At 65.4% G+C, this 24,003-nt stretch carries 21 protein-coding genes and 1 riboswitch; of the genes, 17 read left to right on the forward strand and 4 right to left on the reverse strand.

All coding sequences use genetic code 11. The annotated features are described in order from the left end of the window. The first annotated feature begins 23 nt into the window (after positions 1–23). The 17 genes from CEQ44_RS09955 (at position 24) to CEQ44_RS10035 (ending at position 19,899) form a co-directional block, all read left to right on the forward strand. The gene (locus CEQ44_RS09955; RefSeq protein ID WP_088184758.1) at positions 24–1,226 is read left to right on the forward strand and encodes an FtsW/RodA/SpoVE family cell cycle protein; all 1,203 of its coding nucleotides are present in this window, start codon (positions 24–26) and stop codon (positions 1,224–1,226) included. Then, the gene (gene murG / locus CEQ44_RS09960) at positions 1,223–2,404 is read left to right on the forward strand and encodes an undecaprenyldiphospho-muramoylpentapeptide beta-N-acetylglucosaminyltransferase (RefSeq protein WP_088184759.1); all 1,182 of its coding nucleotides are present in this window, start codon (positions 1,223–1,225) and stop codon (positions 2,402–2,404) included. Before CEQ44_RS09955 ends, murG begins: the two co-directional genes overlap by 4 nt. Before the next feature lie 91 nt (positions 2,405–2,495). Further along, positions 2,496–3,923 (forward strand): UDP-N-acetylmuramate--L-alanine ligase, encoded by a 1,428-nt coding sequence (gene murC / locus CEQ44_RS09965; protein ID WP_088184760.1) that lies wholly within the window; start codon positions 2,496–2,498, stop codon positions 3,921–3,923. Further along, a complete protein-coding gene (locus CEQ44_RS09970) occupies positions 3,923–4,120 on the forward strand; it encodes a hypothetical protein (RefSeq protein WP_088184761.1) in 198 nt (65 codons plus the stop codon). Before murC ends, CEQ44_RS09970 begins: the two co-directional genes overlap by 1 nt. Further along, positions 4,102–5,016: a UDP-N-acetylmuramate dehydrogenase gene (murB, locus tag CEQ44_RS09975; RefSeq protein WP_088184762.1), complete on the forward strand. Its 915-nt coding sequence runs from the start codon at positions 4,102–4,104 to the stop codon at positions 5,014–5,016. Before CEQ44_RS09970 ends, murB begins: the two co-directional genes overlap by 19 nt. A 118-nt stretch (positions 5,017–5,134) precedes the next feature. Further along, positions 5,135–6,085 (forward strand): D-alanine--D-alanine ligase, encoded by a 951-nt coding sequence (locus CEQ44_RS09980; RefSeq protein ID WP_088184763.1) that lies wholly within the window; start codon positions 5,135–5,137, stop codon positions 6,083–6,085. Then, positions 6,078–7,037 (forward strand): cell division protein FtsQ/DivIB, encoded by a 960-nt coding sequence (locus CEQ44_RS09985; protein WP_088184764.1) that lies wholly within the window; start codon positions 6,078–6,080, stop codon positions 7,035–7,037. Before CEQ44_RS09980 ends, CEQ44_RS09985 begins: the two co-directional genes overlap by 8 nt. Positions 7,038–7,043: 6 nt before the next feature. Further along, positions 7,044–8,327 (forward strand): cell division protein FtsA, encoded by a 1,284-nt coding sequence (ftsA, locus tag CEQ44_RS09990; protein ID WP_088184765.1) that lies wholly within the window; start codon positions 7,044–7,046, stop codon positions 8,325–8,327. Positions 8,328–8,435: 108 nt separating this feature from the next. Next, a complete protein-coding gene (gene ftsZ / locus CEQ44_RS09995; RefSeq protein WP_088184766.1) occupies positions 8,436–9,875 on the forward strand; it encodes a cell division protein FtsZ in 1,440 nt (479 codons plus the stop codon). Between the two features lie 121 nt (positions 9,876–9,996). Then, entirely contained in the window at positions 9,997–11,952 is a 1,956-nt protein-coding gene (locus CEQ44_RS10000) for a tetratricopeptide repeat protein (RefSeq protein WP_140419360.1), read from the forward strand. 54 nt (positions 11,953–12,006) lie between these two features. Further along, positions 12,007–13,167, forward strand: coding sequence for a deoxyguanosinetriphosphate triphosphohydrolase (locus CEQ44_RS10005; protein WP_088184767.1), 1,161 nt, complete (start codon positions 12,007–12,009; stop codon positions 13,165–13,167). Positions 13,168–13,220: 53 nt separating this feature from the next. Continuing rightward, positions 13,221–13,320, forward strand: a riboswitch (glycine riboswitch). A gap of 177 nt (positions 13,321–13,497) precedes the next feature. Continuing rightward, on the forward strand, positions 13,498–14,649 hold the full coding sequence (gcvT, locus tag CEQ44_RS10010) for a glycine cleavage system aminomethyltransferase GcvT (RefSeq protein ID WP_088184768.1): 1,152 nt from the start codon (positions 13,498–13,500) through the stop codon (positions 14,647–14,649). Between the two features lie 27 nt (positions 14,650–14,676). Next, positions 14,677–15,048 (forward strand): glycine cleavage system protein GcvH, encoded by a 372-nt coding sequence (gcvH, locus tag CEQ44_RS10015; RefSeq protein ID WP_088184769.1) that lies wholly within the window; start codon positions 14,677–14,679, stop codon positions 15,046–15,048. 154 nt (positions 15,049–15,202) lie between these two features. Then, a complete protein-coding gene (gene gcvPA, locus CEQ44_RS10020) occupies positions 15,203–16,561 on the forward strand; it encodes an aminomethyl-transferring glycine dehydrogenase subunit GcvPA (protein ID WP_088184770.1) in 1,359 nt (452 codons plus the stop codon). 114 nt (positions 16,562–16,675) lie between these two features. Next, positions 16,676–18,250 carry an aminomethyl-transferring glycine dehydrogenase subunit GcvPB gene (gcvPB, locus tag CEQ44_RS10025; RefSeq protein ID WP_088184771.1) on the forward strand — a complete coding sequence of 525 codons (1,575 nt, stop codon included), beginning with the start codon at positions 16,676–16,678 and terminating at the stop codon, positions 18,248–18,250. Beyond that, the gene (locus CEQ44_RS10030; RefSeq protein WP_088184772.1) at positions 18,247–18,891 is read left to right on the forward strand and encodes a DUF938 domain-containing protein; all 645 of its coding nucleotides are present in this window, start codon (positions 18,247–18,249) and stop codon (positions 18,889–18,891) included. The genes gcvPB and CEQ44_RS10030 overlap by 4 nt, the downstream gene beginning before the upstream one ends. 132 nt (positions 18,892–19,023) lie before the next feature. Then, positions 19,024–19,899, forward strand: coding sequence for a hypothetical protein (locus tag CEQ44_RS10035; protein WP_373438224.1), 876 nt, complete (start codon positions 19,024–19,026; stop codon positions 19,897–19,899). On the opposite strand, the gene CEQ44_RS10040 is transcribed toward CEQ44_RS10035, so the two are convergent. From CEQ44_RS10040 to CEQ44_RS10055, 4 genes are all read right to left on the reverse strand, one after another. Then, positions 19,856–21,877, reverse strand: a complete 2,022-nt coding sequence (locus CEQ44_RS10040; RefSeq protein WP_088184774.1) for an ATP-binding protein — start codon at positions 21,875–21,877, stop codon at positions 19,856–19,858. The two genes, CEQ44_RS10035 and CEQ44_RS10040, sit on opposite strands and share 44 nt — an antisense overlap. Positions 21,878–21,989: 112 nt before the next feature. Further along, positions 21,990–23,252, reverse strand: coding sequence for an aminotransferase class I/II-fold pyridoxal phosphate-dependent enzyme (locus CEQ44_RS10045; protein ID WP_088184775.1), 1,263 nt, complete (start codon positions 23,250–23,252; stop codon positions 21,990–21,992). A 104-nt stretch (positions 23,253–23,356) separates the two neighbouring features. Further along, positions 23,357–23,599 carry an acyl carrier protein gene (locus CEQ44_RS10050; RefSeq protein WP_088184785.1) on the reverse strand — a complete coding sequence of 81 codons (243 nt, stop codon included), beginning with the start codon at positions 23,597–23,599 and terminating at the stop codon, positions 23,357–23,359. 119 nt (positions 23,600–23,718) lie between these two features. Then, positions 23,719–23,997, reverse strand: coding sequence for an ETC complex I subunit (locus CEQ44_RS10055; protein ID WP_088184776.1), 279 nt, complete (start codon positions 23,995–23,997; stop codon positions 23,719–23,721). Between the last annotated feature and the right edge of the window lie 6 nt (positions 23,998–24,003).

The raw sequence follows: 24,003 nt of genomic DNA on the forward strand, positions 1-24,003 counted from the left end.
CGATGAGCAAAAGGGGAACAGGCATGTCCAGAGCAGGCGAATTGGTGAAGGGGTTCCGCACCCGCACCGTGCCGCGCGAACGCACCGCGCTCGCCATCTGGTTTTGGGAGATCGACCGTGTTCTCCTGTCGCTGATCGTCACGCTGATGGCGATCGGCCTGGTCGCCGTGGCCGCCGCCTCGCCTGTCGCCGCGATCGACCGATCGACGGCGCAGATCGCCGTCAACCCGCTCATCTATTTCTGGCGGCAGCTGATGTGGGTGTTCATCGGCCTACCGATCATGCTCGTCATATCCATGCTGCCCCGGCCGCAGGCGCGGCGGCTGGCGATTTTCGGCTGCGCCTTCTTCTTCGTCATGCTCCTGTGCGTGCCGATATTGGGATCGACCGTGAACGGCGCGAAGCGCTGGATCGACCTGCCCGGCTTCCGTTTCCAGCCGTCGGAGTTCCTCAAACCCGTCTATGTGGTGGCGCTCGCCTGGCTGCTGTCTTTGCGCGCCAAGGACATGACCCTGCCGGTCGTGCCCTTGAGTTTCTGCGTCACTGGCCTGATCGCGATCATCCTGATGCGCCAGCCCGATTTCGGCCAGACCGTCATCTTCGCCGCCTGTCTTGGCGTATTGCTGCTCCTGTCCGGCGTGTCGATGCGCTTCATCGGCGGCATGGCCGGGGTCGCGCTGGCCGGGCTGGTCGCGGTCTATATGTTCTATGAAAATGGCCGCCAGCGCGTGAACGACTTTCTGGGCATCGGCGTCCAGCTCGACGCCGGCCCGGACCAGACCGACCTTGCCTTCCGCACCATTTCCCATGGCGGCTTTACCGGCGTTGGGCCGGGCGGCGGCCAGAACAAGTTCCGCCTGCCCGAAGCGCATACCGACTATATCTTCTCGGTAATCGGCGAGGAGTTCGGCCTGCTCGCCTGCATCGCCATCGCCTGTGTCTATCTCGCCATCGTCGTGCGCGTACTGCTGCGCCTGCTGGATGAGGAAGATGTGTTCACCATCCTCGCCGCGGCGGGCCTCACCACCCAGTTCGGGTTGCAGGCGATCATTAACATGGGCGTCAATGCGCAGATATTTCCGTCAAAGGGTATGACGCTGCCCTTTATCAGCTATGGCGGCTCCTCTATGCTGGCGCTCTGCATCGGGGTCGGCCTGTTGCTCGCCTTCACCCGGCGCAATCCCTTCATGGGCCGGCATACCGTGGTCAAATGGAGTGGTCGATGAGCATTTCCCGTCACTTCGTCCTCGCCGCCGGCGGGACGGGGGGTCATATGATTCCAGCGCACGCCGTGGCCGAAGAGCTGATGGCGCGGGGGCATCATGTCGCGCTCGTCACCGATGAGCGCGGGGCGAAGATCCCCGGCATCTTTGACAAGGCGCCGGACAATCGGGCGCAGGTCCACATCATGCCCGCCGGCCGCATGACCAAGAATCCGACCAGCTGGCCCGGCGCCTTGAAAGCGATCCTGGCGGGCCGCGCCATGTCCCGCCGCCTCAACGAAACCTTCCGCCCCACCGCCGTCGTCGGCTTCGGCGGCTATCCCGCCATGCCCGCGCTGCTAGGCGCATTGGCCGATGGCATCCCGACCGCCATCCATGAGCAAAATGCCGTGCTGGGCCGGGTCAACCGTCTGCTCGCCGGCCGCGTCGACGCCATCGCCACCGCCTATCCCGATGTTGAACGCTTGAAGGATGCCTATGCGGCCAAGGTCCACCTGATCGGCAATCCGGTGCGCGAGGAAGTCAAGCAGTTGCGCGAGGAGGATTTCCCCGCGCTGACCGACGAAAGCGTGTTCCGCGTGCTGGTGATCGGCGGCAGCCAGGGGGCGTCGATCCTGTCCAGTGTCGTGCCCGAAGGCCTGTCGATGCTGCCGGTCGCTCTGCGCCGCCGGTTGCAAGTCACGCAGCAATGCCGGGCCGAGGATATCGACCGCGTGCGCAAGACCTATGCGGAGATGGAAATCCCCGCCGACCTCGCCACCTATTTCAATGATGTGCCCGAAAAACTGGGCTGGTCGCATCTGGTGATCGCGCGGGCAGGGGCATCGACGCTCGCTGAACTGACCTGCGCCGGCCGTCCCGCGATCCTCATCCCGTTGCCCAGCGCGATGGACGATCACCAGACCGCCAATGCGAAGGAAATGACCGAGGCGGGCGGCGCGCGCACCATTACGCAGGCGCGCTTCACCGCGGTCGAACTCGCCAAGCAGATGCAGAAGATGGCGTTGGAACCCGGCGCGCTGCAAAATGCCGCAAAACGCGCGCGCGGCTGCGGCCGTCCCCATGCGGCGCGCGACATGGCCGACCTGCTCGAAAGCATCGGCCATGCCCCGATCATGAACGACCCGGTGCGCGTCGGGCCGACGCCGACCACGCTCAATCTGGCTGGGGTCCCGGCGTGAAGACCACAAACCTCTCCCCGTTCGGGCTGAGCCTGTCGAAGCCCTCTGCTTCTTTCAGCGCGAACGCCTTCATCCATAAGGAATGTCACGCATGAAGGGTGTCGGCACGGACATCGGCACGATCCATTTCATCGGCATCGGCGGCATCGGCATGTCCGGCATCGCCGAGGTGATGCATAATCTGGGCTATGACGTTCAAGGGTCGGACGTCGCCGAAGGCTATGTGGTCGAGGGGCTGCGGGCCAAGGGCATCCGCGTGATGATCGGCCATAAGGCGGAAAATCTGGGCGATGCGGCCGTGGTCGTCACCTCCACCGCGATCAAACGCGGCAACCCGGAGGTCGAATTGGCGCTGGAAAACCGCGTCCCCGTCATCCGCCGCGCCGAAATGCTGGCCGAACTGATGCGCCTCAAATCCACCGTTGCGGTGGCGGGCACGCATGGCAAGACCACCACCACGTCGATGGTCGCCGCGCTGCTGGACGCGGGCGGGGTGGACCCCACCGTCATCAACGGCGGGATCATCAACAGCTATGGCTCCAACGCGCGCCTCGGCAACTCCGACTGGATGGTGGTAGAGGCCGACGAGAGCGACGGCAGTTTCTTGCGGCTGGACGGCACGATCGCGGTCGTAACCAATATCGATCCCGAACATCTCGACCATTATGGCAGCTTCGACCGGGTGAAGGACGCCTTTGTCGAGTTCGTCGGCAACGTCCCCTTCTACGGCGCGGCGCTCTTGTGCCTCGACCATCCCGAAGTGCAGGCCATTTTGCCGCGCGTGCAGGATCGGCGGATCGTCACCTATGGCTTCTCCGCCCAAGCCGATATCCGCGGCGACAATGTGGTGAGCTTCCCCGGCGGCAACCGCTTCGACATCCAGGTGCGTGAGCGCGATGGATCGACCCGAAAGATCGAGGGCATCGAAATGCCGATGCCCGGCCGCCACAATGTGCTCAATGCCATGGCGGCGATCGGCGTGGCGCTGCACATGGGCATCGACGATGCGACCATCCAGACCGGCTTCGCCAAGTTCGGCGGGGTCAAGCGCCGCTTCACCAATGTCGGGCAGATCGAGGTTGCCGGCGGCACCTCCACCGTGATCGACGATTATGGCCACCACCCGGTCGAGATCAAGGCGGTCCTCGCCGCCGCCCGCGAAGGGGCCAAGGGCCGCGTCATTGCCGTGGTCCAGCCGCACCGCTTCACCCGCCTGCGCGACCTTATGGATGAATTCCAGCAGGCGTTCAACGACGCCGACATCGTCTATGCCGCCCCGGTCTATACCGCGGGCGAGCAGCCGATCGAGGAAGTCGACAGTGCCGCGCTGGTGGCCGGCCTGAAGCGCCGGGGCCATCGCCATGCCTCGACCGTCGCCGATGCGGATGAACTGGCCTCGCTGGTCGCCGCGGATATCCAGCCCGACGACATGGTTATTTGCCTTGGCGCAGGCGACATCACCAAATGGGCGGCGGGGCTGGCCGCCGCCGTCTCCGCCAAGGTCAAGGAAGCCGTCTGATGTTCGAACTGTTCGCCGTCGGCCTGGAGATGCAGAAGCGCATGATCGACGCCCAGATGCAGGGCGTGGAGGCTGCGCGCGACATGGTGGAGGCGGCGCAGCGTCAGGTCGAAACCGGCATGGCCGCGACCCAGGCGAATGAAGCGGGCATGAAAGCCATGAAGAATTGGATGAACCTGTGGGGGATGCGCGGTTGAGCGCGACGATCGCCCTTCCGCCGGTGCGCGGCACGCTAAAGGCCGACGCCCCGCTGGCCCCGCTCGTCTGGTTCAAGGCGGGTGGCACGGCGCAGTGGCTGTTCGAGCCGAAGGATGCAGATGACCTGTCCGACTTCTTAGCCATGCTCGACCCGGAAATCCCGGTGATGGCACTCGGTCTCGGCTCCAACCTCATCGTGCGCGATGGCGGCGTACCGGGCGTGGTCGTGCGGCTGGGCAAGCCCTTCGCGAAGGTTGTGGCTTTGGACGAAACGACGCTGACCTGCGGTGGCGGCGCGTCGGGCATTCTCGTCTCCTCGACAGCGCGCGACGCAGGGATTGCGGGGCTGGAATTTCTGCGCTCCATCCCCGGCACGGTCGGCGGCTTCGTGCGGATGAACGGCGGTGCCTATGGCCGGGAGACGCGCGACATCTTGGTCTCGTGCGAGGTCGTGCTGCGGTCGGGCGAGCAGATCACGCTGCTCAACCGCGAACTTGCCTACACCTACCGCCATTCCAACCTGACCGACGGCGCGATCGTGGTGTCGGCGACGTTCCGCGGCGAACCGGGCGAACCCGCCGCGATTCAGGCGGAAATGGACCGGATCGCCGCCGCACGCGAGGAGAGCCAGCCGCTGCGCAGCAAGACCGGCGGATCGACCTTCAAGAACCCCGACGGCCACAAGGCGTGGCAGCTTGTGGACGAAGCGGGGTGTCGCGGGCTGCAATTGGGCGGCGCGCAGGTCAGCGAAAAGCACACCAATTTCCTGCTCAACAGCGGCGACGCCACCAGCGCCGACATCGAAGCGCTGGGCGAGGAAGTCCGCCGCCGCGTAAAGGAAAAGAGCGGCGTCGAGCTGGAATGGGAAATTCAGCGGGTTGGGGTGCGCCCATGAGCTGCCCTCCTAATCCGTTCGCCCTGAGCCTGTCGAAGGGTTCTTCTTTTTCTTCAAAAAATGAAGGGCAGGGCTTCAACAGGCTCAGCCCGAATGGTTTTAGTTCGGAGTGTTACGCATGACCCGTGGTCCCTGGCACGTCGCCGTCCTGATGGGCGGCTGGTCGGCGGAACGCCCCGTTTCGCTGTCTAGCGGAGAGGGCGTCGCCAAGGCGCTGGAATCGCGCGGCCACATCGTCACCCGCATCGACATGGACCGCAACGTCGCCGCGCGGCTGGCCGAAACGAAGGCGGACGTCATCTTCAACGCGCTGCATGGCGTCCCCGGCGAAGATGGCACGGTGCAGGGCATGATGGACCTGATGGGCCTCACCTACACCCATAGCGGCCTCGCCACCTCCGTCATCGCGATCGACAAGCAATTGACGAAGCAGGCGCTCGTCCCCCACGGCATTCCCATGCCCGGCGGCCATATCGTAGACAGCGAAAGCCTCTTCACCGCCGACCCGCTGCCGCGCCCCTATGTGCTTAAGCCCGTCAACGAAGGCAGCTCCGTCGGCGTCGCCATCGTCACGGCCGAGGGCAATTATGGCAAACCCATCGGCCGCGACAGCGTCGGCCCGTGGCAGGATTTCCCGCAGCTGCTGGCCGAACCCTATATTCGCGGCCGCGAGCTGACGACCGCCGTGCTGGGCGACGAAGCATTGCTCGTCACCGAATTGCGCCCCAAGAGCGGCTTTTACGATTTCGACGCCAAATATACCGACGGCATGACAGAGCATGTCTGCCCCGCCGACCTGCCGCCTGAAATCACCGAAGCCTGCAAGGCGATTGCGCTGCGCGCCCATCAATTGCTGGGGTGCAAGGGCGCGTCGCGCGCCGATTTCCGCTGGGACGACACGCTAGGGATAGAGGGGCTGTTCCTGCTGGAGGTCAATACCCAGCCGGGCATGACGCTGCTCAGTCTCGTCCCCGAACAGGCGGCCAAGCTGGGCATTGACTATGCCACGCTGGTGGAGACTATTGTCGAGGAAGCGCTGACACGCGCCGGGGGAAGCGGACATGGCTGAGGCACGGATCAGGCGCGGCGGCACCGCACGACTGAGCAGCGCGAAGGGCAGGGCGACGAATGGCGGTCGCGGCCGCACCTTGAAGCGCCAGAGCAGCCTCGACCGGTTGATCGAATGGCTGCCGATCAGCGAAGCGACGCTGCAACGCATGGCCAGCTGGGCCATCGTCGGCATTTTCGGCGCGATCGTCATCGCCATCGCCATCTTCATGGGCCTGCCCGGCCTGGCCCGGCAGCAGGCGGCGGATCTCGCCGCCCGCGCGGGGTTCGAGGTCGACAAGGTCGAGGTCCGCGGCGTCGAACGGATGGACGAACTGCCCGTCTATAATATCGCGCTGGGCCAGGTAGATCGCTCCATGCTCTCGCTCGACCTGCCCAGGGTGCGCAGCGAAATGCTGAAACTCGGCTGGGTCAAGGATGCGCGCATTTCCCGCCGCCTGCCCGATACTTTGGTGGTCGACATCGTCGAGCGCGATCCCGTCGCCGTGTGGCAGCATGGCGGCCAGTTGCACCTGATCGACGTGTCGGGCGTGGTGTTGCAATCGGTGTCCGCCAGCGCGATGCCCGACCTGCCTTTGGTCGTCGGCCCTAACGCCAATCGCCAGACCGCGGGCCTCAATCGCCTGATGGAAAATGCCCCGGCGCTTAAACCCATGCTGGCGGGCGCGACCTGGGTCGGGAACCGGCGCTGGGATCTGCGCTTTCAATCGGGGGAAACGCTCTCCCTGCCGGAGGGCGACAAAGATTCGGCCGGTGCTTTGGTGAATTTCGCACGGATGGATGGCGTCAACCGCCTGCTCGGCCGCGGCATCGTCAAATTCGACATGCGCGATCCTGATCGCTTCGTCCTGCGCCTGCCACAGGGCCAGGTCGAGGAAAAGCCGATGCACGACGCCGCGAAGGATGACGGGGCCAAGGATGTCGCCACCGCGACGCCGGGCGAGGAAGGCTAAAGCCCCATGGCGCAGCCCAAGGTCGAAAAGCTCATCACCGCGATCGACATCGGATCGTGGAAAGTGTCCGCGTTGATCGCGGGGCGTACCGATACGGGCGAACTGGCGATTTTGGGCACCGGCCAGCGCGAAAGCCGCGGCGTGCGGCGCGGCTTCATCGCCGACATGGAACGCACCGAACTGGCCGTGCGCGAAACCATCGAGCAGGCAGAGCGCGTCGCGGGCACCAATATCGAGGATGTCTGGGTCAGCTTTTCCGGCGGCAGCCTGGTCAGCGACGTCGTCACGGTTGAACGCGACATGGGCGGCTATCGCATCGAACAGCCTGATATCGACGACCTGCTGACCACCGGCCAGCAGGGCATCGACCCCGATGGCCGCATCGTCCTTCATGCCCAGCCGACCTGCTTCACCATCAACGGCAAGGTGCCGGTCAAGAAACCGCTGGGGATGCACGCGGACCTGCTTGGCGTCGATATCCATGTCGTGCTGGCCGACGGCGCGCCGCTCGCCAATCTCGACCTGTGCGTGCGCGGCGCTTACCTCAACGTCAATTCGATCGTCGCCGCGCCGATCGCGACGGGCCTTGCCTGCCTGTCGGAGGAAGAGCGCGACCTCGGCGTCGCGCTGGTCGAAATCGGGGCAGGGGTCACCAACGTCTCGCTCTATGCCGGCGGCATGCTGGTGGGCTTGCACTCGATCCCGCTGGGCGCGTCCGACATTACCGACGATATCGCGTCCTCCTTCGGCATCCGCCGCAGTCAGGCGGAGCGGATCAAATGCTTCTACGGCTCGGCGATGCAAAACCCCCGCGATTTCAGGGAGATGATCGAGATCGCGCCGCCCCATGGCGAAATGGCGGTGCCGGGGCAGGCGGCCGGACCGAACGCGGAAGGGGGCAAGATCACCCGCGCCGCGCTGGTCGGCGTCATCTGCGAACGGCTGAACCAGATCATGACCGAAGTGAACGCCGCGCTTGCCGGCATGGGCTTCAACTCCACCGGCAGGCAGGTGGTGCTGACCGGCGGCGGCGCGGAAATGAAGGGCATCGCCGATTATGCGCAGGGCGCTTTGGGCCGCGCCGTGCGCATCGGGCGGCCCAGGGGCTTGTCCGCCATGCCCGAAGCGCATAGTGGACCCGCCTTTGCGACCCTGGCGGGGCTGGCGCTTTACGGCGCTTCCAACCCGGTTGATCTCCGCACCATGGCACCCGCGCCGCAAACGGTGCATCGTCTGGGCGCGCCGCTCTGGTGGCAACGCATGATGCGGGCGATGAAGACAAACTATTGAACGAATTTGGACCAAGACGAAAATAGCTGGTGAAATACGCTATTTTCTGGTGTTAAGAATTAGTGACGGCGTTGCTTCCTGACGAGGAAGCTGAGGGAGCATATATATATGAGCATTGAAATTAGCCCACCGCATGTGGACGAACTGAAGCCGCGGATCGCGGTGATCGGCGTCGGCGGCGCGGGCGGCAATGCCATCGCGAACATGATCGCCGCCCATGTCGAGGGCGTGGACTTCATCGTAGCGAACACCGACGCGCAGGCTTTGAACGCCTCGCCGGCCGAACGCCGTATCCAGCTTGGGCCGCAAATCACCGAAGGGCTGGGCGCTGGTTCGCGCCCCGAAATCGGCAAGGCGGCGGCGGAAGAAACCATCGCCATGGTCGAAGCCGCGCTGGAAGGCGCGCATATGTGCTTCATCGCCGCCGGCATGGGCGGCGGCACTGGCACCGGCGCGGCCCCTGTCATCGCCAAGGCGGCGCGTGAACGCGGCATCCTGACCGTCGGCGTCGTGACCAAGCCCTTCACCTTCGAAGGCAATCGCCGCATGAAGTCGGCCGAAAGCGGCATCGACGAGCTGCAAAAGCATGTCGACACGCTGATCGTCATTCCGAACCAGAATCTATTCCTGATCGCCAACCCGAACACGACCTTTAAGGAAGCGTTCCAGATGGCGGACGAAGTGTTGCAGCAGGGCGTGCGCGGCATCACCGACCTCATGGTCATGCCCGGTCTCATCAACCTCGATTTCGCCGACGTGCGTTCGGTGATGGGTGAAATGGGCAAGGCGATGATGGGCACCGGCGAAGCCGAAGGCGACGGCCGGGCGCTCCAGGCGGCGGAAAAGGCGATCGCCAACCCGCTGCTCGACGGCGTGTCGATGCGCGGTGCGAAGGGCGTGATCGTGTCGATCGTTGGCGGCGAAGACATGCGCCTGATGGAAGTGGACGAAGCCGCCAACCATATTCGCGAACTGGTGGACCCGGACGCGAACATCATCTGGGGCAGCGCGTTCAACGATAATCTCAATGGCAAGATTCGCGTGTCCGTGGTCGCGACCGGTATCGACAATGACATCGGCAACCATGCCGCGCCGCTGACCCAGCCGTTCAGCTTCGCCAATCGTCCCGCCGTGTCCGTGCCCCAATCCGCGACGGCGACCACAGCGCCCAAGCCCGCGCCGGTGGCGCAACAGCCGGCGCCCGTCGCGCCGCCAGCATCTGCGCCGCAGCCCGAAACGCTGGAACTGGACGTTCCGGCCGCGCCCGCTCCGGCGCAGCCCGCTGCGTCACCGGCCGCCTTCGCTCCGGCCAAGCCCGCGGCGGTCTTTTCCGATGAAGGGCCGGACAAGGATGAACTGATCCTGGGTGCGGACAGCGCCGAACCGGCCGCGCCCGTCGCGCCCGCACCACGCGTCGCCACCGGCGGCACCCTGTTCGAGCGGATGGCGGGCCTGACCCGTGGCACGGACAAGGCGCCGGGCGCTGCTGATGATGTCGCGCCTGGCGTTGATATTCCCCGCTTCCTCAATCGCCAGAACAACCAGTAAGACGCGCGCGGCGTAAGCTGCACGCACCGTAAAAGCGCGCTGTCGGTTGCCTGGGGCGACCCGGCGCGCTTTTTCATTGGGGCAATTTCCCATTCATCCTGGGATCGGCTAAGGCGCGGATGTGACACGCACTTCTCCATGGATTCTCGGTCTTTGGCTGCCGGGCGCGCTGCTGCTCGCAGCCCCTGCGCACGGCCAGCTGGACCAGTCGCAACTGGTCCGCCCGCTCGGTGCCGCCGACCTCAACAGCAATCTGGCCCGCCTCGCGTCCAACCCGCGCGATGTGGTTGCGCTGATCGGCGCGGGGGAGGCCGCGCTGGCGCTGGACGATCCGCGCGCGGCGGCCGGCTTCTTCGCCCGCGCCGACGCGATCGAAAGCGGCAATGGCCGGATCAAGGCCGGGCTGGGGCGGGTGATGCTCAAGCTGCAAAATCCCGCCGAAGCGCTGCGCCTGTTCGACCAGGCGGGCCGGCTGGGCTATCCCGACGCGACGATTCTGTCCGATCGCGGCCTGGCGCGCGACATGACCGGCGATCAGGCCGGCGCCCAGCGCGACTATCAGGCCGCGCTTGCACGGACCCCCAATGATGACGAAACGGTGCGCCGCTACGCGGCCTCGCTCGGCATATCGGGACAGATCGCCGCGTCCGACAAGGTCATGGAACCCCTTTTCTACAAGAGCGATCGGGCCGCCTGGCGCTATCGCGCCTTTATCCTCGCGATGAACAATAAGCAGGCCGAGGCTAAGAAGGTGGCGGAGCAGACCATGCCCGCGCAACTGGCCGCGGCGATCACGCCCTATATGCAGAAAATGCCCTATCTGACCGCGGCGCAAAAGGCCGCTGCGGTGCATTTTGGCCATTTCCCCGCGCAGATCGGCACCAGCATCGCCGCGATCACACCAACCCCGCCTGCGCCCGGCATCGCCGTCGCCACAGCGCCGGTCGCCGTCGCCGCCGCCGCCCCGGCCAAGACCAAGCCGCTTAGCCGATCCGAACAGCGCCGCCAGCAGCGCGAAGCCGCCCGCCTGGCCCGCGCTGAAGGGCTTGCGGCATCCCGCCGCGCCGCCCAGCCGCAATTGGCCCAAGCCCAGACAACACCGCCCGCACCGGTCCAGTCTGCGACGACCAAGCCCCAGCCGATGCCGTCCACACCGGTTCCATCCACGCCGAGCCTGCCACCCGCGCAGCAGCCGAGCGCACCGCCTCCGTCCCCGGTGGTGCAGCCTCTGCCCTCGTCCACCGTAGCCGCGCCGCCCCAGCAGACGCCGCCCGAACCGGCGCCTCTGCGTCAAGCGAGCGCACCGCCCGCCGCGTCCAACGCCGCCGTGCAGGGACCGCCTGCACCGGGCTTCGATTCGATCGATCGCGCGCCGCCCGCCGCTACGCCCCCGTCCAATGCCGGGTCGCAGCTCAACGCGATCGCGCTGGCGCAGGCATCGGCCCCGTCCGAACCTGCCGTATCAGGTCCGCCTGCCGCCGCGGCCGACGCCACACCGCCCCCCGCGACGGTGCAGGCGCTCCCCGCCGCGCCGCTACCCGCCACGCCGCAACCCGACCCGGCGGCCACCCGCACGCTGGCGGACATCATCCGCGCCATCGATGTGCCCGAAGCCGAACGCCAGGCGAGCGTCGCTGCGGTCGATCTCACAGAAATCGCCGCGATCCAGGCCGCCCGCCGCGCCGAGCGCCAGACCGCGGCCAAAGCAGCCGCCGACAAGGCGAAGAAGGACGCGATCGCGAAGGCCAAGGCGGAAGCCGACGCCAAAGCAAAGAAGGAAGCCGAAGAGAAGAAGCGCCTGGCCGACAACCCGTCGCGCAACTGGCTCCAGATCGGCGTGGGACAGAGCAAATCCGCGCTGGGCTTCACCATGAAGGGTCTGCGCAAAAAATATACGATCCTGTCGCGGCAGGACGGATGGAGCACCAGCTGGGGCCGGACCAATCGCCTGCTGGTAGGCCCCTTCGCCAGCTTCGCGCGCGCCAGGGAACTGGAGGCCAGCCTGAAAAAGGACGGTGCCGACGCCTTCGCCTGGAAAAGCGAAGCGGGGGAGACGGTGGAGAAGCTGGCCGACTGAGCATTTTGCAGTCGGCTGTTTCGGCTGGCTGGAGAAGGCTCTAAGAGGGCGCCTATGACGATCCTCGCCCCCTATGCCTGCTATCCCGCCGCCAGCCGTGGCCGTCTCCACCCCGAAGCGGGCGGCGAAATGCGCGGGCCGCGCGACGTCTTCCAGCGCGACCGCGATCGCATCATCCATTCGATCGCCTTCCGCCGCCTGCGCCACAAGACGCAGGTGTTCGTATCCCCCGATGGCGATCATTTCCGCGTCCGGCTGACCCACAGCCTGGAAGTCGCGCAGATCGGCCGCACCACCGCGCGCACTTTGGGCCTCAATGAAGACCTGACCGAAGCGCTCTGCCTCGCCCACGACATCGGCCATCCCCCCTTCGGCCATGCCGGAGAAGATGCGCTGGAGGTCGCGCTCGAAGACCATGGCGGCTTCGATCATAACGCCCATACGCTGCGCACGCTGATGCTGCTGGAAAGTCCCTATCCGCGCTTTGCCGGCCTCAACCTTAGCTGGGAGATGCTCGAAGGGCTGGCCAAGCATAATGGCCCGATCGCCAACCCTGGCTGGGCGATGCGCGAATTGGACGCGCTTTTCTCGCTGGACCTCACCAGCCACGCCTCGCTGGAGGCGCAACTGGCCGCGATTGCCGACGACATCGCCTATGATAATCACGACATCGACGATGGCCTGCGCGCCGGTTTGCTGACGCTGGACCAGTTAATGGAGGTGCCCTTAGTCGCCACCTGCTGGGACCGGGTGCGCGCTCGCTATCCCGACGTGGCCGAAGAACGCCTGCTGCGCGAACTGGTGCGCGAACAGATCGGTGTGATGGCCACCGACCTGATCGAATCGACCCGCGCCAATATCGCTGCATCGGGCGTGGAAACGGTCGAGGATGTCCGCGCGCTGGGCCGCACCCTGGTCGCCTTCTCGCCGGACCTGGCGGCGCAGGAACGCGACCTCAAGCGCTTCATGTACGCCACCCTCTACCATCATCCCGAACAGCTTGCCGCCGCTGACCGGGCGCGGGTCATCGTCACCGACCTGTTCCGCGCCTATCAGGCCGATCCCGCGCTGATGCCGCCCGAATGGCGCGATGATTGCGTGCGCGAAGAACCTACCCGCAGCCGCCACATCGCCGATTTCATCGCTGGCATGACCGACCGCTATGCCGAAAAGCGCCATGCGGAAATCTATGGGGCGATGGCGCTGGCCGATTGACGCGCCGGTGCGTTTGCCGCAATGCAGGAGCGTCTCCGGCGGATTCGTCCGTCGGGCATGATGCGGGAGAGCATGGGAAGCCTTGAAGGCCACCCCGTCACCGAAGGAGCAACCGCCCCGGAATCTCTCAGGTCAAAGGACCGCATCGCGCGCAAGGCACTCTGGAAAGCGGACAGGCCGTTCCTGTCCCACCGAAGGGGTAAGCCATGGGACCGCAAGGTCGCTGGTCAAAGCTCTCAGGTTCCGTGACAGAGGGGGTGGCAGATAGGACAGGTCCGACTCCGGGCCTTTGCATCGGTCGCCATCAACCCCGCACGGAAAGGACGCTTCATGTCCGGCACTGACGATATCGCCACCCTCGCTGAGGAACTGCCGCTCGAAGCCCTGCCGCTCGACGCCTGGCACCGCGCCCGTGGCGCGCGCATGGTCGGCTTTGCCGGCTATCACATGCCGATCCAATATGAAGGCATCATGGCCGAACATGCCTGGACCCGCGAACATGCCGGCCTGTTCGATGTCAGCCATATGGGCCAGCTTACATTTTCGGGCGAAGGTGTCGATGACGCGCTGGAATATCTCTTGCCCAGCGACATCAAGGGATTGAAGCCCTTCCGCCAGCGCTATTCGATGCTGCTCGACCATGAAGGCGGCATCCTCGACGATCTGATGGTGTCGCGTCTGGGCGGTGAGGCGTTTGACGGCGCGGCTATCTATATGGTCGTCAACGGCGCGACCAAATATGACGATATCGGCTGGATGATCGAACATCTGCCCGACGCGGTCGTCATGAACCACATGGCCGACCAGGCGCTGCTGGCCTTGCAAGGCCCGGAAGCGGGCGAGGCGCTCGCCACGCTCATCCCCGAAACCGCCGACCTGTTGTTCATGCAGTCGGGCCTCTTCACCTGGCGCGGCGTTCCGCTGTGGATCAGCCGATCGGGCTATACCGGCGAGGACGGCTTCGAGATCAGCATCCCCGCGGACGACGTGACCCTGCTCGCTGATGCGTTGTGCGGATTGCCGCAGGTCAAGCCGGTCGGCCTGGGCGCGCGCGATTCGCTGCGGCTGGAGGCAGGATTGCCGCTCTACGGCCACGATCTGTCGCCTGCCGTCAGCACCATCGGCGCAGACCTGGGCTTTGCGATCCAGAAGCGCCGCCGCGAGGAGGGGGGCTTCATCGGCCACGCCCGCGTGCTGAAGGAACTGGCCGACGGTCCCGGCGCCAAGCGCGTCGGCCTCAAGATCGAAGGGCGGCTGCCCGCCCGCGAAGGCGCGACCATCCATGTCGGCGCCGCCCAGGTCGGGGAGGTCACGTCCGGCGGCTTCGCCCCCAGCGTCGGCGCGCCGATCGCCATGGGCTGGGTCAGCCTGCCGCACAGCGCGGAGGGCACGGCGCTCGAAATCGAGGTGCGCGGCAAGCGCATCGCCGCAGTAGTTGCGCCGATGCCGTTCGTTGCGCATCGTTACCGCCGCAAGGCCTGATCCACTTTTACCGACGGGAGTATATCCATGAGCCGTTATTTCACCGAAGAGCATGAATGGATTGATGTCGAAGACGAGATCGCGACGGTCGGCATCACCGACTATGCGCAGGAACAGTTGGGCGACATCGTGTTCGTCGAACTGCCGGTCGAAGGCGCGACCTTCGACAAGGGCGACGACGCCGCCGTCGTGGAATCGGTCAAGGCCGCTTCGGACGTCTATGCCCCGATTTCGGGCGAGGTGATCGAATCCAACAGCGCGCTGGAGGATGAGCCCGCGCTGGTGAACAGCGACGCGGAGGAGGATGGCTGGTTCTTCAAGCTGCGCATCACCGATCCCAGCGAGCTGGAAGGCCTGATGACCGAAGCCGCCTACAAAAAGTTCGTGGCCGCGCTCTGACGCAACAAGAATAAGCCCCCCCCTTTCAAGGGAGGGGGAAGGGGTGGGTCGCGACCGAAGGGAGCGTCTGCCCTATCGAGATGGAGCAGCGCTCGCTCCGCTCGCCACCCACCCCCCATCCCCTCCCTAAGTAGGGAGGGGGGAGAAATGTGAAATGCGCTACCTACCCCTTACCGACACCGACCGTCAGGACATGCTCCGCGTCATCGGCGCTTCGTCCATCGACGACCTGTTCGTGGATGTGCCCGCCGAGGCCCGCCTGACCGACAAGATCGCGGACCTGCCCGATCATGCCAGCGAACTGGCGGTCGAACGCCATATGGCGGCGCTGGCGCGGCAAAATCTGTCGGCGGGGGAAGCGCCCTTCTTCCTGGGCGCTGGCGCGTATAAACATCATGTCCCGGCCAGCGTCGATCATCTGATCCAGCGCGGCGAATTTCTGACCGCCTACACCCCCTATCAGCCGGAAATCGCGCAGGGCACGCTCCAGGTGCTATTCGAATTCCAGACCCAGGTCGCGCGCCTGCTGGGCTGCGACGTCGCCAACGCCTCCATGTATGACGGCTCGACCGCCTGCTGGGAAGCGATCGTCATGGCCCGCCGCATCACCAAGCGCGGCAAGGCTATCCTGTCGTCCGGCCTGCATCCGCACTATGTCTCGGTCGCCAAGACCATGGCAAAATTCACCGGCGACGCGCTGGCGCATGAAGCCCCGACGCTGGAGGCCACGACCGACATCGACGCCCTGATCGCGGGCATCGACAAGGACACGAGCTGCGTCGTCGTCCAATATCCCGACATATTGGGCCGTATCGCCGACCTGACCCCGCTTGCCGACGCTGCCCATGCGGTCGGCGCGCTGCTGGTCGCGGTGGTGACCGAGCCGGTTGCGCTGGGCGCGATCAAGGCGCCCGGCCATATGGGCGCGGACATCGTCGTGGGCGAAGGCCAGTCGATCGGCGTCGGCCTCCAGTTTGGCGGCCCCTATCTCGGCCTGTTCGCCTGCAAACAGAAATATGTCCGCCAGATGCCCGGCCGCCTGTGCGGCGAGACGGTGGACGCGGCGGGCAAGCGCGGCTTCGTGCTGACCCTGTCCACCCGCGAACAGCATATCCGCCGCGAAAAAGCCACGTCGAACATCTGCACCAACTCCGGCCTGTGCGCGCTGGCGTTCAGCGTCCACATGACGCTGCTGGGTGAACGCGGCTTGCGCGAACTGGCGAGCCTCAACCACGGCCTGGCCGTGCAGGCCGCCGATCGCCTGGCTCAAGTGCCGGGCGTGACGCTGCTCAACGACAGCTTCTTCAACGAATTCACGCTTGTCCTCTCGAAAGACGCGCGCGAAGTCGTGCGCACCTTGGCCGACAGGGGCGTGCTGGCGGGCGTGTCGCTCGGCCGCCTTTTCCCCAAAGCACCCACGATCGGCAACGGCCTGATCGTCGCGGTGACGGAAACCGTAACGCCGGAGGATATCGAAACCCTTGCCCAGGCGCTTGAGGAGGAACTGGCATGAACCGTCCTGTCACCCCGTTCGCCCTGAGCCTGTGGAAGGGCCTCACCGTCGTTGAAGAAAAAGGCAGGGCTTCGACAAGCTCAGCCCGAACGGTTTTGGAAGGAGGGCTGTAACATGACCATGCTCAACGAAGGCCGACCTACCTCGCCGCAACCCGTCAAGGACGCGCATATGTCCCCAGCCACCGCCACCGGCAATCGCGCGCTGATGCTGGAAGAGGCGCTGATCTTCGAGATCGGATCGACCGACACCACCGGCGTCGATTTTGCGGAAGCGCCCAAGGTCGCCAGCCGCCTCGGCAATCTCGCCCGCACCGACAGCATCGGCCTTCCGGGTCTGTCGGAACCCGAAACGGTGCGCCATTACACGCGCCTCAGCCGCCAGAATTACGCGATCGACCTGGGCCTCTTCCCGCTGGGCAGTTGCACGATGAAGCACAACCCGCGCCTGAATGAAAAGGTCGCGCGGATGCCTGGTTTTGCCGACCTTCACCCGCTCGCGCCGCAATCGACGGTGCAGGGCGCACTGGGCGTCATCAACGAACTGGCGGTCTGGCTCATCAAGCTGACCGGCATGCACGGGGTCGCCATGACGCCCAAGGCAGGCGCCCATGGCGAACTGTGCGGCCTGCTCTGCATTCGCGCCGCATTGGAAGCCCGCGGCGACGCGCGCCAGGTCGTCCTCGTCCCCGAAAGCGCGCACGGCACCAACCCCGCCACCGCCGCCTTCTGCGGCTATGCGGTGGAGGATATCCCCGCCACGCCTGAAGGCCGCGTGGACTTGGAAGCGCTTAAGGCCCGCCTCGGCCCAGACGTCGCCGCGGTGATGATCACCAACCCCAACACCTGCGGCCTTTTCGAGCGCGACATGAAGATCATTTCCGACGCGGTCCATGCCGCCGGGGCCTTCGTCTATTGCGACGGCGCGAACTTCAACGCCATCGTCGGCCGGGTCCGCCCCGGTGACCTCGGCGTCGACGCGATGCACATCAACCTGCACAAGACCTTCTCCACCCCCCATGGCGGCGGCGGTCCCGGTTCCGGCCCGGTCGTGCTGTCGCAAGCGCTCTCCCCCTTTGGCCCGCTGCCCTATACCGCGCGCATGGCGGACGGCTCGATCCACCTCATAGAGGAGGAGAATGTCGGCGAGGAAATGCCGCAGAGCTTCGGGCGCATGTCAGCCTTCCACGGCCAGATGGGGATGTTCACCCGCGCGCTCGCCTATATCCTGTCCCACGGCGCGGACGGCCTGCGCCAGGTGGCGGAGGATGCCGTCCTCAACGCCAACTATATCCTGCGCAGCCTGGACGATGTGCTGGACGCACCCTTCGGCGGCAGCGGCCCCTGCATGCATGAGGCGCTGTTCAGCGACAAGGGACTGGCCGAAGGCTTCACCACGCTGGATATCGCCAAGGGTCTGATCGACGAAGGCTTCCACCCGATGACCATGTATTTCCCGCTGGTCGTCCATGGCGCGATGCTGATCGAACCGACCGAGACGGAAAGCAAGGCCGCGCTGGACCAGTTCATCCTGGCGCTGCGCAGCCTGGCGGAGCGGGCCAAGGCCGGAGACGAAGCCCTGAAGGGCGCGCCCTACCACGCCCCCCGCCGTCGCCTCGACGAAACACTGGCCGCACGCAAGCCGGTCCTTACCTGGACGGAACCCGCGCTCGCGCAGGCGGCCGAATGACGGACGGGCCGGAGCCGTGGGAACCCGGTTCCGGCCCTGCGGGTGCGGAAAAACGTTTCGCTCCCGCAACGATACGCAACCGCGACGCGATCGTCGCGGTCCTGCGCGATGCGTTACCATCCTGCGGCGTCGTGCTGGAGGTGGCGAGCGGAAGCGGCGAACATGCTGTCCACTTCGCCGTCTCATTTCCCGCATTGAACTGGCAACCGACCGATTCCGATCCTACCGCCATCGCCTCCATCGCCACCTGGCGAGAAGAGGCCGCGCTGCCCAATCTCAACCCGCCCATCATGCTGGACGCCGCCGCCGACTGGCCGGTCACCCGTGCCGATGCGATCCTCTGCATCAACATGGTCCACATCGCGCCATGGGACGCGACGCTCGGGCTGTTCAAGGGGGCAGGGCAGGCGCTGCCGCCCGGCGGGCTTCTCTATCTCTATGGACCCTATATCCGCACGGGCGTGGAAACCGCTCCCAGCAACTGCGCTTTCGACGCCTCGCTCAAGGCGCGCGATCCGCGCTGGGGCTTGCGATCGGTGGAGCATGTCGTCGCGGCGGCGGACGCGGCGGGCCTGACCTTCGATCGCCTGATCGACATGCCCGCGAACAATCTCTCGCTGCTTTTCAGGCGGCGGGATTGAAAAGCTAGCGTGCTCCTGCGAAGGCGGAGCATGTCATTCGTCATTGCGAGCGCAGCGAAGCAATCCAATGGCGTGACCGTGGATTGCTTTGCTGCGCTCGCAATGACGAGAGTATGAATTGATATGTCATCCATGCCCCAATTCCTCCCCCTCGTCACCGCCGAACTCAGCGCCCCGGCCGATCCCCGCGCCGCGGCGATGGCAGGAGCACTCGCGGCCCAATATCCGCAGGCCGCCCGCGCCGTGCTCTTCTACGGCTCCTGCCTGCGGGAGGCCAATCTCGACGGGCTGATGCTCGATTTCTACTTGATCGTGTCGGACTATCCCGCCGCCTATGGCAAAAGCTGGCTGGCGCGCGCCAACCGCCTGATTCCGCCCAATGTCTTTCCATTCGAACATCAGGGCCTGATCGCCAAATATGCGGTCCTGTCCGAAGCCGACTTCGCCCGGTTGAACAGCATGGAGGCGGACAATGTTTCGGTCTGGGCGCGCTTCGCCCAGCCCTCCCGCCTGCTCTGGGCAGCCGACGATCTCGCCCGCCAGCGCGCGATCGCCGCCGTCGCGCAGGCCGCGCCGACCCTGCTGACGCTGGCCAAACCCATGGCGGCAGGGCAGGGCGACGCGCTCTCCCTATGGAAGACCGGCTTTACCCTCACCTATAACGCCGAACTGCGCGCCGAGAAGACGGGCCGCTCGCTCTCGATCGTGGATGCCGATCCCGACCGCTATCGTCGCTTTGGCGAGGCTGCACTGGCCGATGGCCTGCCACCCTCGCTACCCGACACGCCCGCGCGCTGGCGCGCCCTCCAGCGCCGCGGCAAGCGCCTGTCGGTGATCCGCCTCGCCAAGGCCAGTTTCACCTATGCCGGCGGCATCGATTATCTGGCGTGGAAGATCAATCGCCATGCCGGCACTGCCATCACGATCAAGCCCTGGCAGCGGCGCTGGCCGCTGCTGGGTGCGGTCACTCTGCTGCCGCGGCTGTTCCGGGGTGGCGCGATTCGCTGAGGGACTGGCCGCTGAGCGTCGTCGCCAAGGCCTGCCCCAGCGCCATCAGCGTATAGGGTTTGCGCAGCACCTCATGCCCTTCGAAATCGGCGCTGTCATTGCCATCGCCGGCATAGCCGGTGACGAACAGCACCGGCAGATGGCGAAAGCGGGCGGGCAGCGCCTTCACCATTTCCGGCCCCGTCATGTCGGGCATCAACACGTCGCTGATGATCAGGCCGACGTCGCCATGATTGGCCAGCAATTTCGCCGCCTTGGCCGGATGGTCGCAGGCGATCGGCAGATGGCCCAGTTCGCTGAGCGCCGCCATCGTCTGGTTCAGCACGCGCGGATCATCCTCCACCACCAGGATGCGGGTCGGCGGCTGCTCCACGGGGGCGCGCGCAAAGCCGACCTCAGCATTGGCGACTTCGCCCACCACGATCGACCGCGGCAGGTAGAGATGCACGCTGCTGCCCTGGCCCGGCGCCGAATCGATCCGAATTTCGCCCCGACACTGGCGCACGAAGCCGAAAATCTGGCTGAGGCCCAAACCCGTACCCTTGCCCACCGGCTTGGTGGTGAAGAAGGGTTCGAACACGCGCGCCAGCACGTCGGGCGTCATGCCGCACCCGTCGTCGGTGACGGTGACGGTCACATAATCGCCCGACGCGCATTCGCCGATCTCGCCCGCCGCCAAGGCCGTCTGCCCGGTCGCCAGCGTCAACTGGCCGCGGCCGTCCATGGCATCGCGCGCGTTGACGCACAGGTTCAGGATTGCATTTTCCATCTGATGCTGGTCGACGAAGATGCACCAGCCGCTCGCTCCCTGCGCGAAGCGGACGATGATCTGGTCGCCGATCGTCCGGTCGATCAGGTCGGCCATGCCCGACAGCAACGCATCGGGATCGACCGCGCTGGGCAGCAACGGTTCGGACCGAGCGAAGGCCAGCAATCGGCGCGTCAGCGCGGACGCGCGATTGGCGCCCTCCATCGCATTGTCCAGATGGCGGCTGGCTTCGTCCGGCTTCGACTGAAACTTACGCTTGGCCAGTTCCAGCCCGCCGACAACGACCGCCAGCATATTGTTGAAATCATGCGCGATGCCGCCGGTCAACTGCCCCACGGCGTCCATCTTCTGCATCTGGCGCAGATCATGTTCGGCCGCGGCCCGTTCCGCCGCCTCCAACTTCAACTGGTCATAGGCGTAGGATAGTTCGGCGGTCCGCGCCGCGACTGCCGCCTCCAGCCGGTCGGCCCGCTCGGTTTCCGCCTCCGCCAGCCGCCGGGCGGTGCGGCGCTCACGAAAGGCGGTGTTGGCGAACCACACGCCGAACAATATGCACACCAGCATCGCCAGCCCCACCAGCCGCGATGTCTTGCCCACCCATTCGCTGCGGTCGCCAGCCAACGTGACGGCCAGGCTGCGTTCGCGCAGCCGGTCATTCTCCGCCTTGATGACCAGGTCCAGAAGCGCGGTGATGCGGCGCAGATCCTGGCTCTTGCCCGCCTGATGGAAACGCCCCAGCGCCGCCATCTTCTGGTCGTACGTCGTGCGCAGGCCGATTTCGCTCAACGTCTTGCCGCGCTGGATGAAGGCATAGTGCAACGCCTGGACATTGCCATGCTGCCAGCCCGACCGGCGCGTGGCGTAGGTTAGCGCCTTCAACTGGCTGGCCGCGCCGCGCCACTGGTCCTGGAACAGCCGCCCGGTATCAGGGTCCAAGCTGATGACATAGCGAGCCAGAGTTACTTCGGCGCGGGCCATGCGTGCTTCGAATCCCCGCGCCAGCGCGATCACCTCGAAACTGCTTTGCTGTTCGGCCAGCGCCTGCGCATGCTCCCGCGACGCATTGCTGGCGCTGTAGAGCAGCGCGCCCAGCGACCCGATCAGCAGCGCAGCCAGCAACAACGGCAGGACGCGCCGGGTCAGCGTGCGCCAACCCTTCTGGTCCTGACCCCTTTGGTCCTGCTCATCATGATGGTCGCTGTCGGCCATGGACCGTTACACTAGACCAACAAGCTTAACGGCGAAATATCATCGTTGAAAAGTTCCACAGCTTATCGTCAATCGGTCGCGCATGTCGTTCGACTGGGCAGCTATGCCGCGATCAACCGATCGCGCCGGTCGCCTTGCCCGCCGTTTCGAACATGCCGATAATCTGTTCAACCTGTGCGTCGCTATGCTCGGCGCATAGCGAGCAGCGCAGCAGGAAGGTGCCCGCCGGGGTGGCGGGTGGCCGCGCCATGTTGACGTAGAGGCCCAGTTCCAACAGCGTCTGCCACATCGCCACCGCCTGACGCTGGTCGGTCAGGATCACGGCGATGATCGCAGACTGCGGCGTCTTGGTCCCCAGGGTGAAGCCCAGGTCGCTCAACCCTTTGTGCAGCCGCTGGCTGTTCTTCCACAGATGCGCGCGCTTCTCGCCCGCATGCATCAGCTTGCGGATGCTCGTTGCCGCGGTTGCCACGACGCTGGGCGGCAGCGAGGCGGTGAAGACATAGGGACGGCAGACCAGGCGCAGTATCTCGAACTTGGGATGGTTGGAGACGCAGAAGCCGCCGACCGTACCGACCGACTTGGAGAAGGTGCCGACCACGAAATCGACATCGGCCTCGACGCCCTGTTCCTCATAGACGCCTCGGCCATGTTCGCCGAAAAAGCCCATACCATGGGCTTCGTCCACCAGGATCATGCAATTGGGATGCTGGCGGATCGCGGCGACCATGTCGGGCAGGGGGGCGACGTCGCCCAGCATCGAATAGACGCCTTCCAGCACGACCAGCTTGAGCGCATCGGCGGGCAGGCGGGCCAAACGCTTGGCCAGATCCTCGACGCTGTTGTGCCGGAAGCGGACAATCTCCGCGTCGCCCAGGAAACAGCCGTCATAGATGGACGCATGGCTATCAGCGTCCAGGATAACATAGTCGCCCTTGCCCGCCAGCGTCGAAATGACACCCAGATTGGCCTGATAACCGGTCGAAAAGACCATCGCGCCGCTGGTGCCGTAAAATTCGCGCAGCGCCGTCTCGACTTCCGCATGACCCTGATAGGTGCCGTTCAGCACGCGGCTGCCGGTGGTGCCGGCGCCAAATTCGTCCAGCGCCGTCTTGCCGGCGGCGATCACGTCCGGGTCGAACGTCATGCCCATATAATTATAGGTGCCCAGCAGGATCGTGTCCTTGCCCTTGATGACGGCCTGGGTCGGCGACTTCACCTCGTCCATCACGATCGCGAAAGGATCGCGCACGCCCGTCGCCATCAACGCCTCGCGCTCGGCGATCAGGGCATCGAACTTGGAAAACAGGTCGCGCGGGGCAGGCGTTTCGGCCGGGGTATGCGCGTCGTTCGCGGTGGCGGCAGCGTCGGTCATATGTAAAATCCGTTCGGTTCAAAACCTCCGTTCGGTTCGAGCCTGTCGAGAACCAAGCGCATCGTTCTCGACAGGCTCGAACCGAACGGGAAAGGAAAGGCGGCTTAGCCCTTCAGCTTGGCGACCGCGTCCACCAACTGGCCGACGGTCTCGATTTCGGCCTGCATGTTCATGGTGATGATGATGTCGAACTCATCCTCGATCGCCGCGACGAAATCCATCACCGTCAGGCTGTCCCATTCCAGGTCGCCAGCAAAGGTGGTGGCTTCGGTCAGGTCGACGCCCTTTTTGTTGAAGGGCGCGATCTGGGCCGCGATAGTGTCGAAAATATCGGTGCGATCCGTCATTATCGTGAAATTCTTTCCGTCAAAGCGCGGCATTTGCCGCCTCGGCCCGCTCTTTGGCAAGGGAATAAGGCGTCAATCGGGCAGCATCGCGCCCGATCTGAGAGGCGGGAACAGTCCGCTTAGCGGAAATTATCGGCGTAGGCCTGCAATTTCAGCGTCTTGGGCGGCGTCGTGATGACGGTATAGGCAACGCCCTGCTTTTGTGCATAGGCGACCGCCGCTTCCTGCGAAGGGAAGCTGAGCTTCAACTGCTGCTGCGTATCGCCCGAACCGGCCCAGCCGGTCAGCGGATCGGCCCGCTTGGCTTCGGCGGGCGCATATTCCAGCACCCATTTATGGGTCAGCGCCTTGCCGGACTGGAGGGCGTTTTTCTGGATCTGGTAAATGCGCGCGCTCATCGCGAA

The sequence above is a fragment of the Sphingobium sp. Z007 genome (assembly GCF_900013425.1).
GTDB lineage: Bacteria > Pseudomonadota > Alphaproteobacteria > Sphingomonadales > Sphingomonadaceae > Sphingobium.

Excerpts from the sequence above, each read along its gene's own strand:
- CEQ44_RS09955 (WP_088184758.1), top strand. The coding sequence starts at position 24 with ATGTCCAGAGCAGGCGAATTGGTGAAGGGGTTCCGCACCCGCACCGTG.
- CEQ44_RS10035 (WP_373438224.1), top strand. The coding sequence starts at position 19,024 with ATGCCCCAATTCCTCCCCCTCGTCACCGCCGAACTCAGCGCCCCGGCC.
- CEQ44_RS10050 (WP_088184785.1), bottom strand. The coding sequence starts at position 23,599 with ATGACGGATCGCACCGATATTTTCGACACTATCGCGGCCCAGATCGCG.
- CEQ44_RS09980 (WP_088184763.1), top strand. The coding sequence starts at position 5,135 with ATGACCCGTGGTCCCTGGCACGTCGCCGTCCTGATGGGCGGCTGGTCG.
- murG (WP_088184759.1), top strand. The coding sequence starts at position 1,223 with ATGAGCATTTCCCGTCACTTCGTCCTCGCCGCCGGCGGGACGGGGGGT.
- murC (WP_088184760.1), top strand. The coding sequence starts at position 2,496 with ATGAAGGGTGTCGGCACGGACATCGGCACGATCCATTTCATCGGCATC.
- ftsA (WP_088184765.1), top strand. The coding sequence starts at position 7,044 with ATGGCGCAGCCCAAGGTCGAAAAGCTCATCACCGCGATCGACATCGGA.
- CEQ44_RS09985 (WP_088184764.1), top strand. The coding sequence starts at position 6,078 with ATGGCTGAGGCACGGATCAGGCGCGGCGGCACCGCACGACTGAGCAGC.
- CEQ44_RS10055 (WP_088184776.1), bottom strand. The coding sequence starts at position 23,997 with ATGAGCGCGCGCATTTACCAGATCCAGAAAAACGCCCTCCAGTCCGGC.
- gcvT (WP_088184768.1), top strand. The coding sequence starts at position 13,498 with ATGTCCGGCACTGACGATATCGCCACCCTCGCTGAGGAACTGCCGCTC.
- CEQ44_RS10030 (WP_088184772.1), top strand. The coding sequence starts at position 18,247 with ATGACGGACGGGCCGGAGCCGTGGGAACCCGGTTCCGGCCCTGCGGGT.
- gcvH (WP_088184769.1), top strand. The coding sequence starts at position 14,677 with ATGAGCCGTTATTTCACCGAAGAGCATGAATGGATTGATGTCGAAGAC.
- gcvPB (WP_088184771.1), top strand. The coding sequence starts at position 16,676 with ATGACCATGCTCAACGAAGGCCGACCTACCTCGCCGCAACCCGTCAAG.
- CEQ44_RS10005 (WP_088184767.1), top strand. The coding sequence starts at position 12,007 with ATGACGATCCTCGCCCCCTATGCCTGCTATCCCGCCGCCAGCCGTGGC.
- gcvPA (WP_088184770.1), top strand. The coding sequence starts at position 15,203 with ATGCGCTACCTACCCCTTACCGACACCGACCGTCAGGACATGCTCCGC.
- ftsZ (WP_088184766.1), top strand. The coding sequence starts at position 8,436 with ATGAGCATTGAAATTAGCCCACCGCATGTGGACGAACTGAAGCCGCGG.
- CEQ44_RS10040 (WP_088184774.1), bottom strand. The coding sequence starts at position 21,877 with ATGGCCGACAGCGACCATCATGATGAGCAGGACCAAAGGGGTCAGGAC.
- CEQ44_RS10045 (WP_088184775.1), bottom strand. The coding sequence starts at position 23,252 with ATGACCGACGCTGCCGCCACCGCGAACGACGCGCATACCCCGGCCGAA.
- CEQ44_RS09970 (WP_088184761.1), top strand. The coding sequence starts at position 3,923 with ATGTTCGAACTGTTCGCCGTCGGCCTGGAGATGCAGAAGCGCATGATC.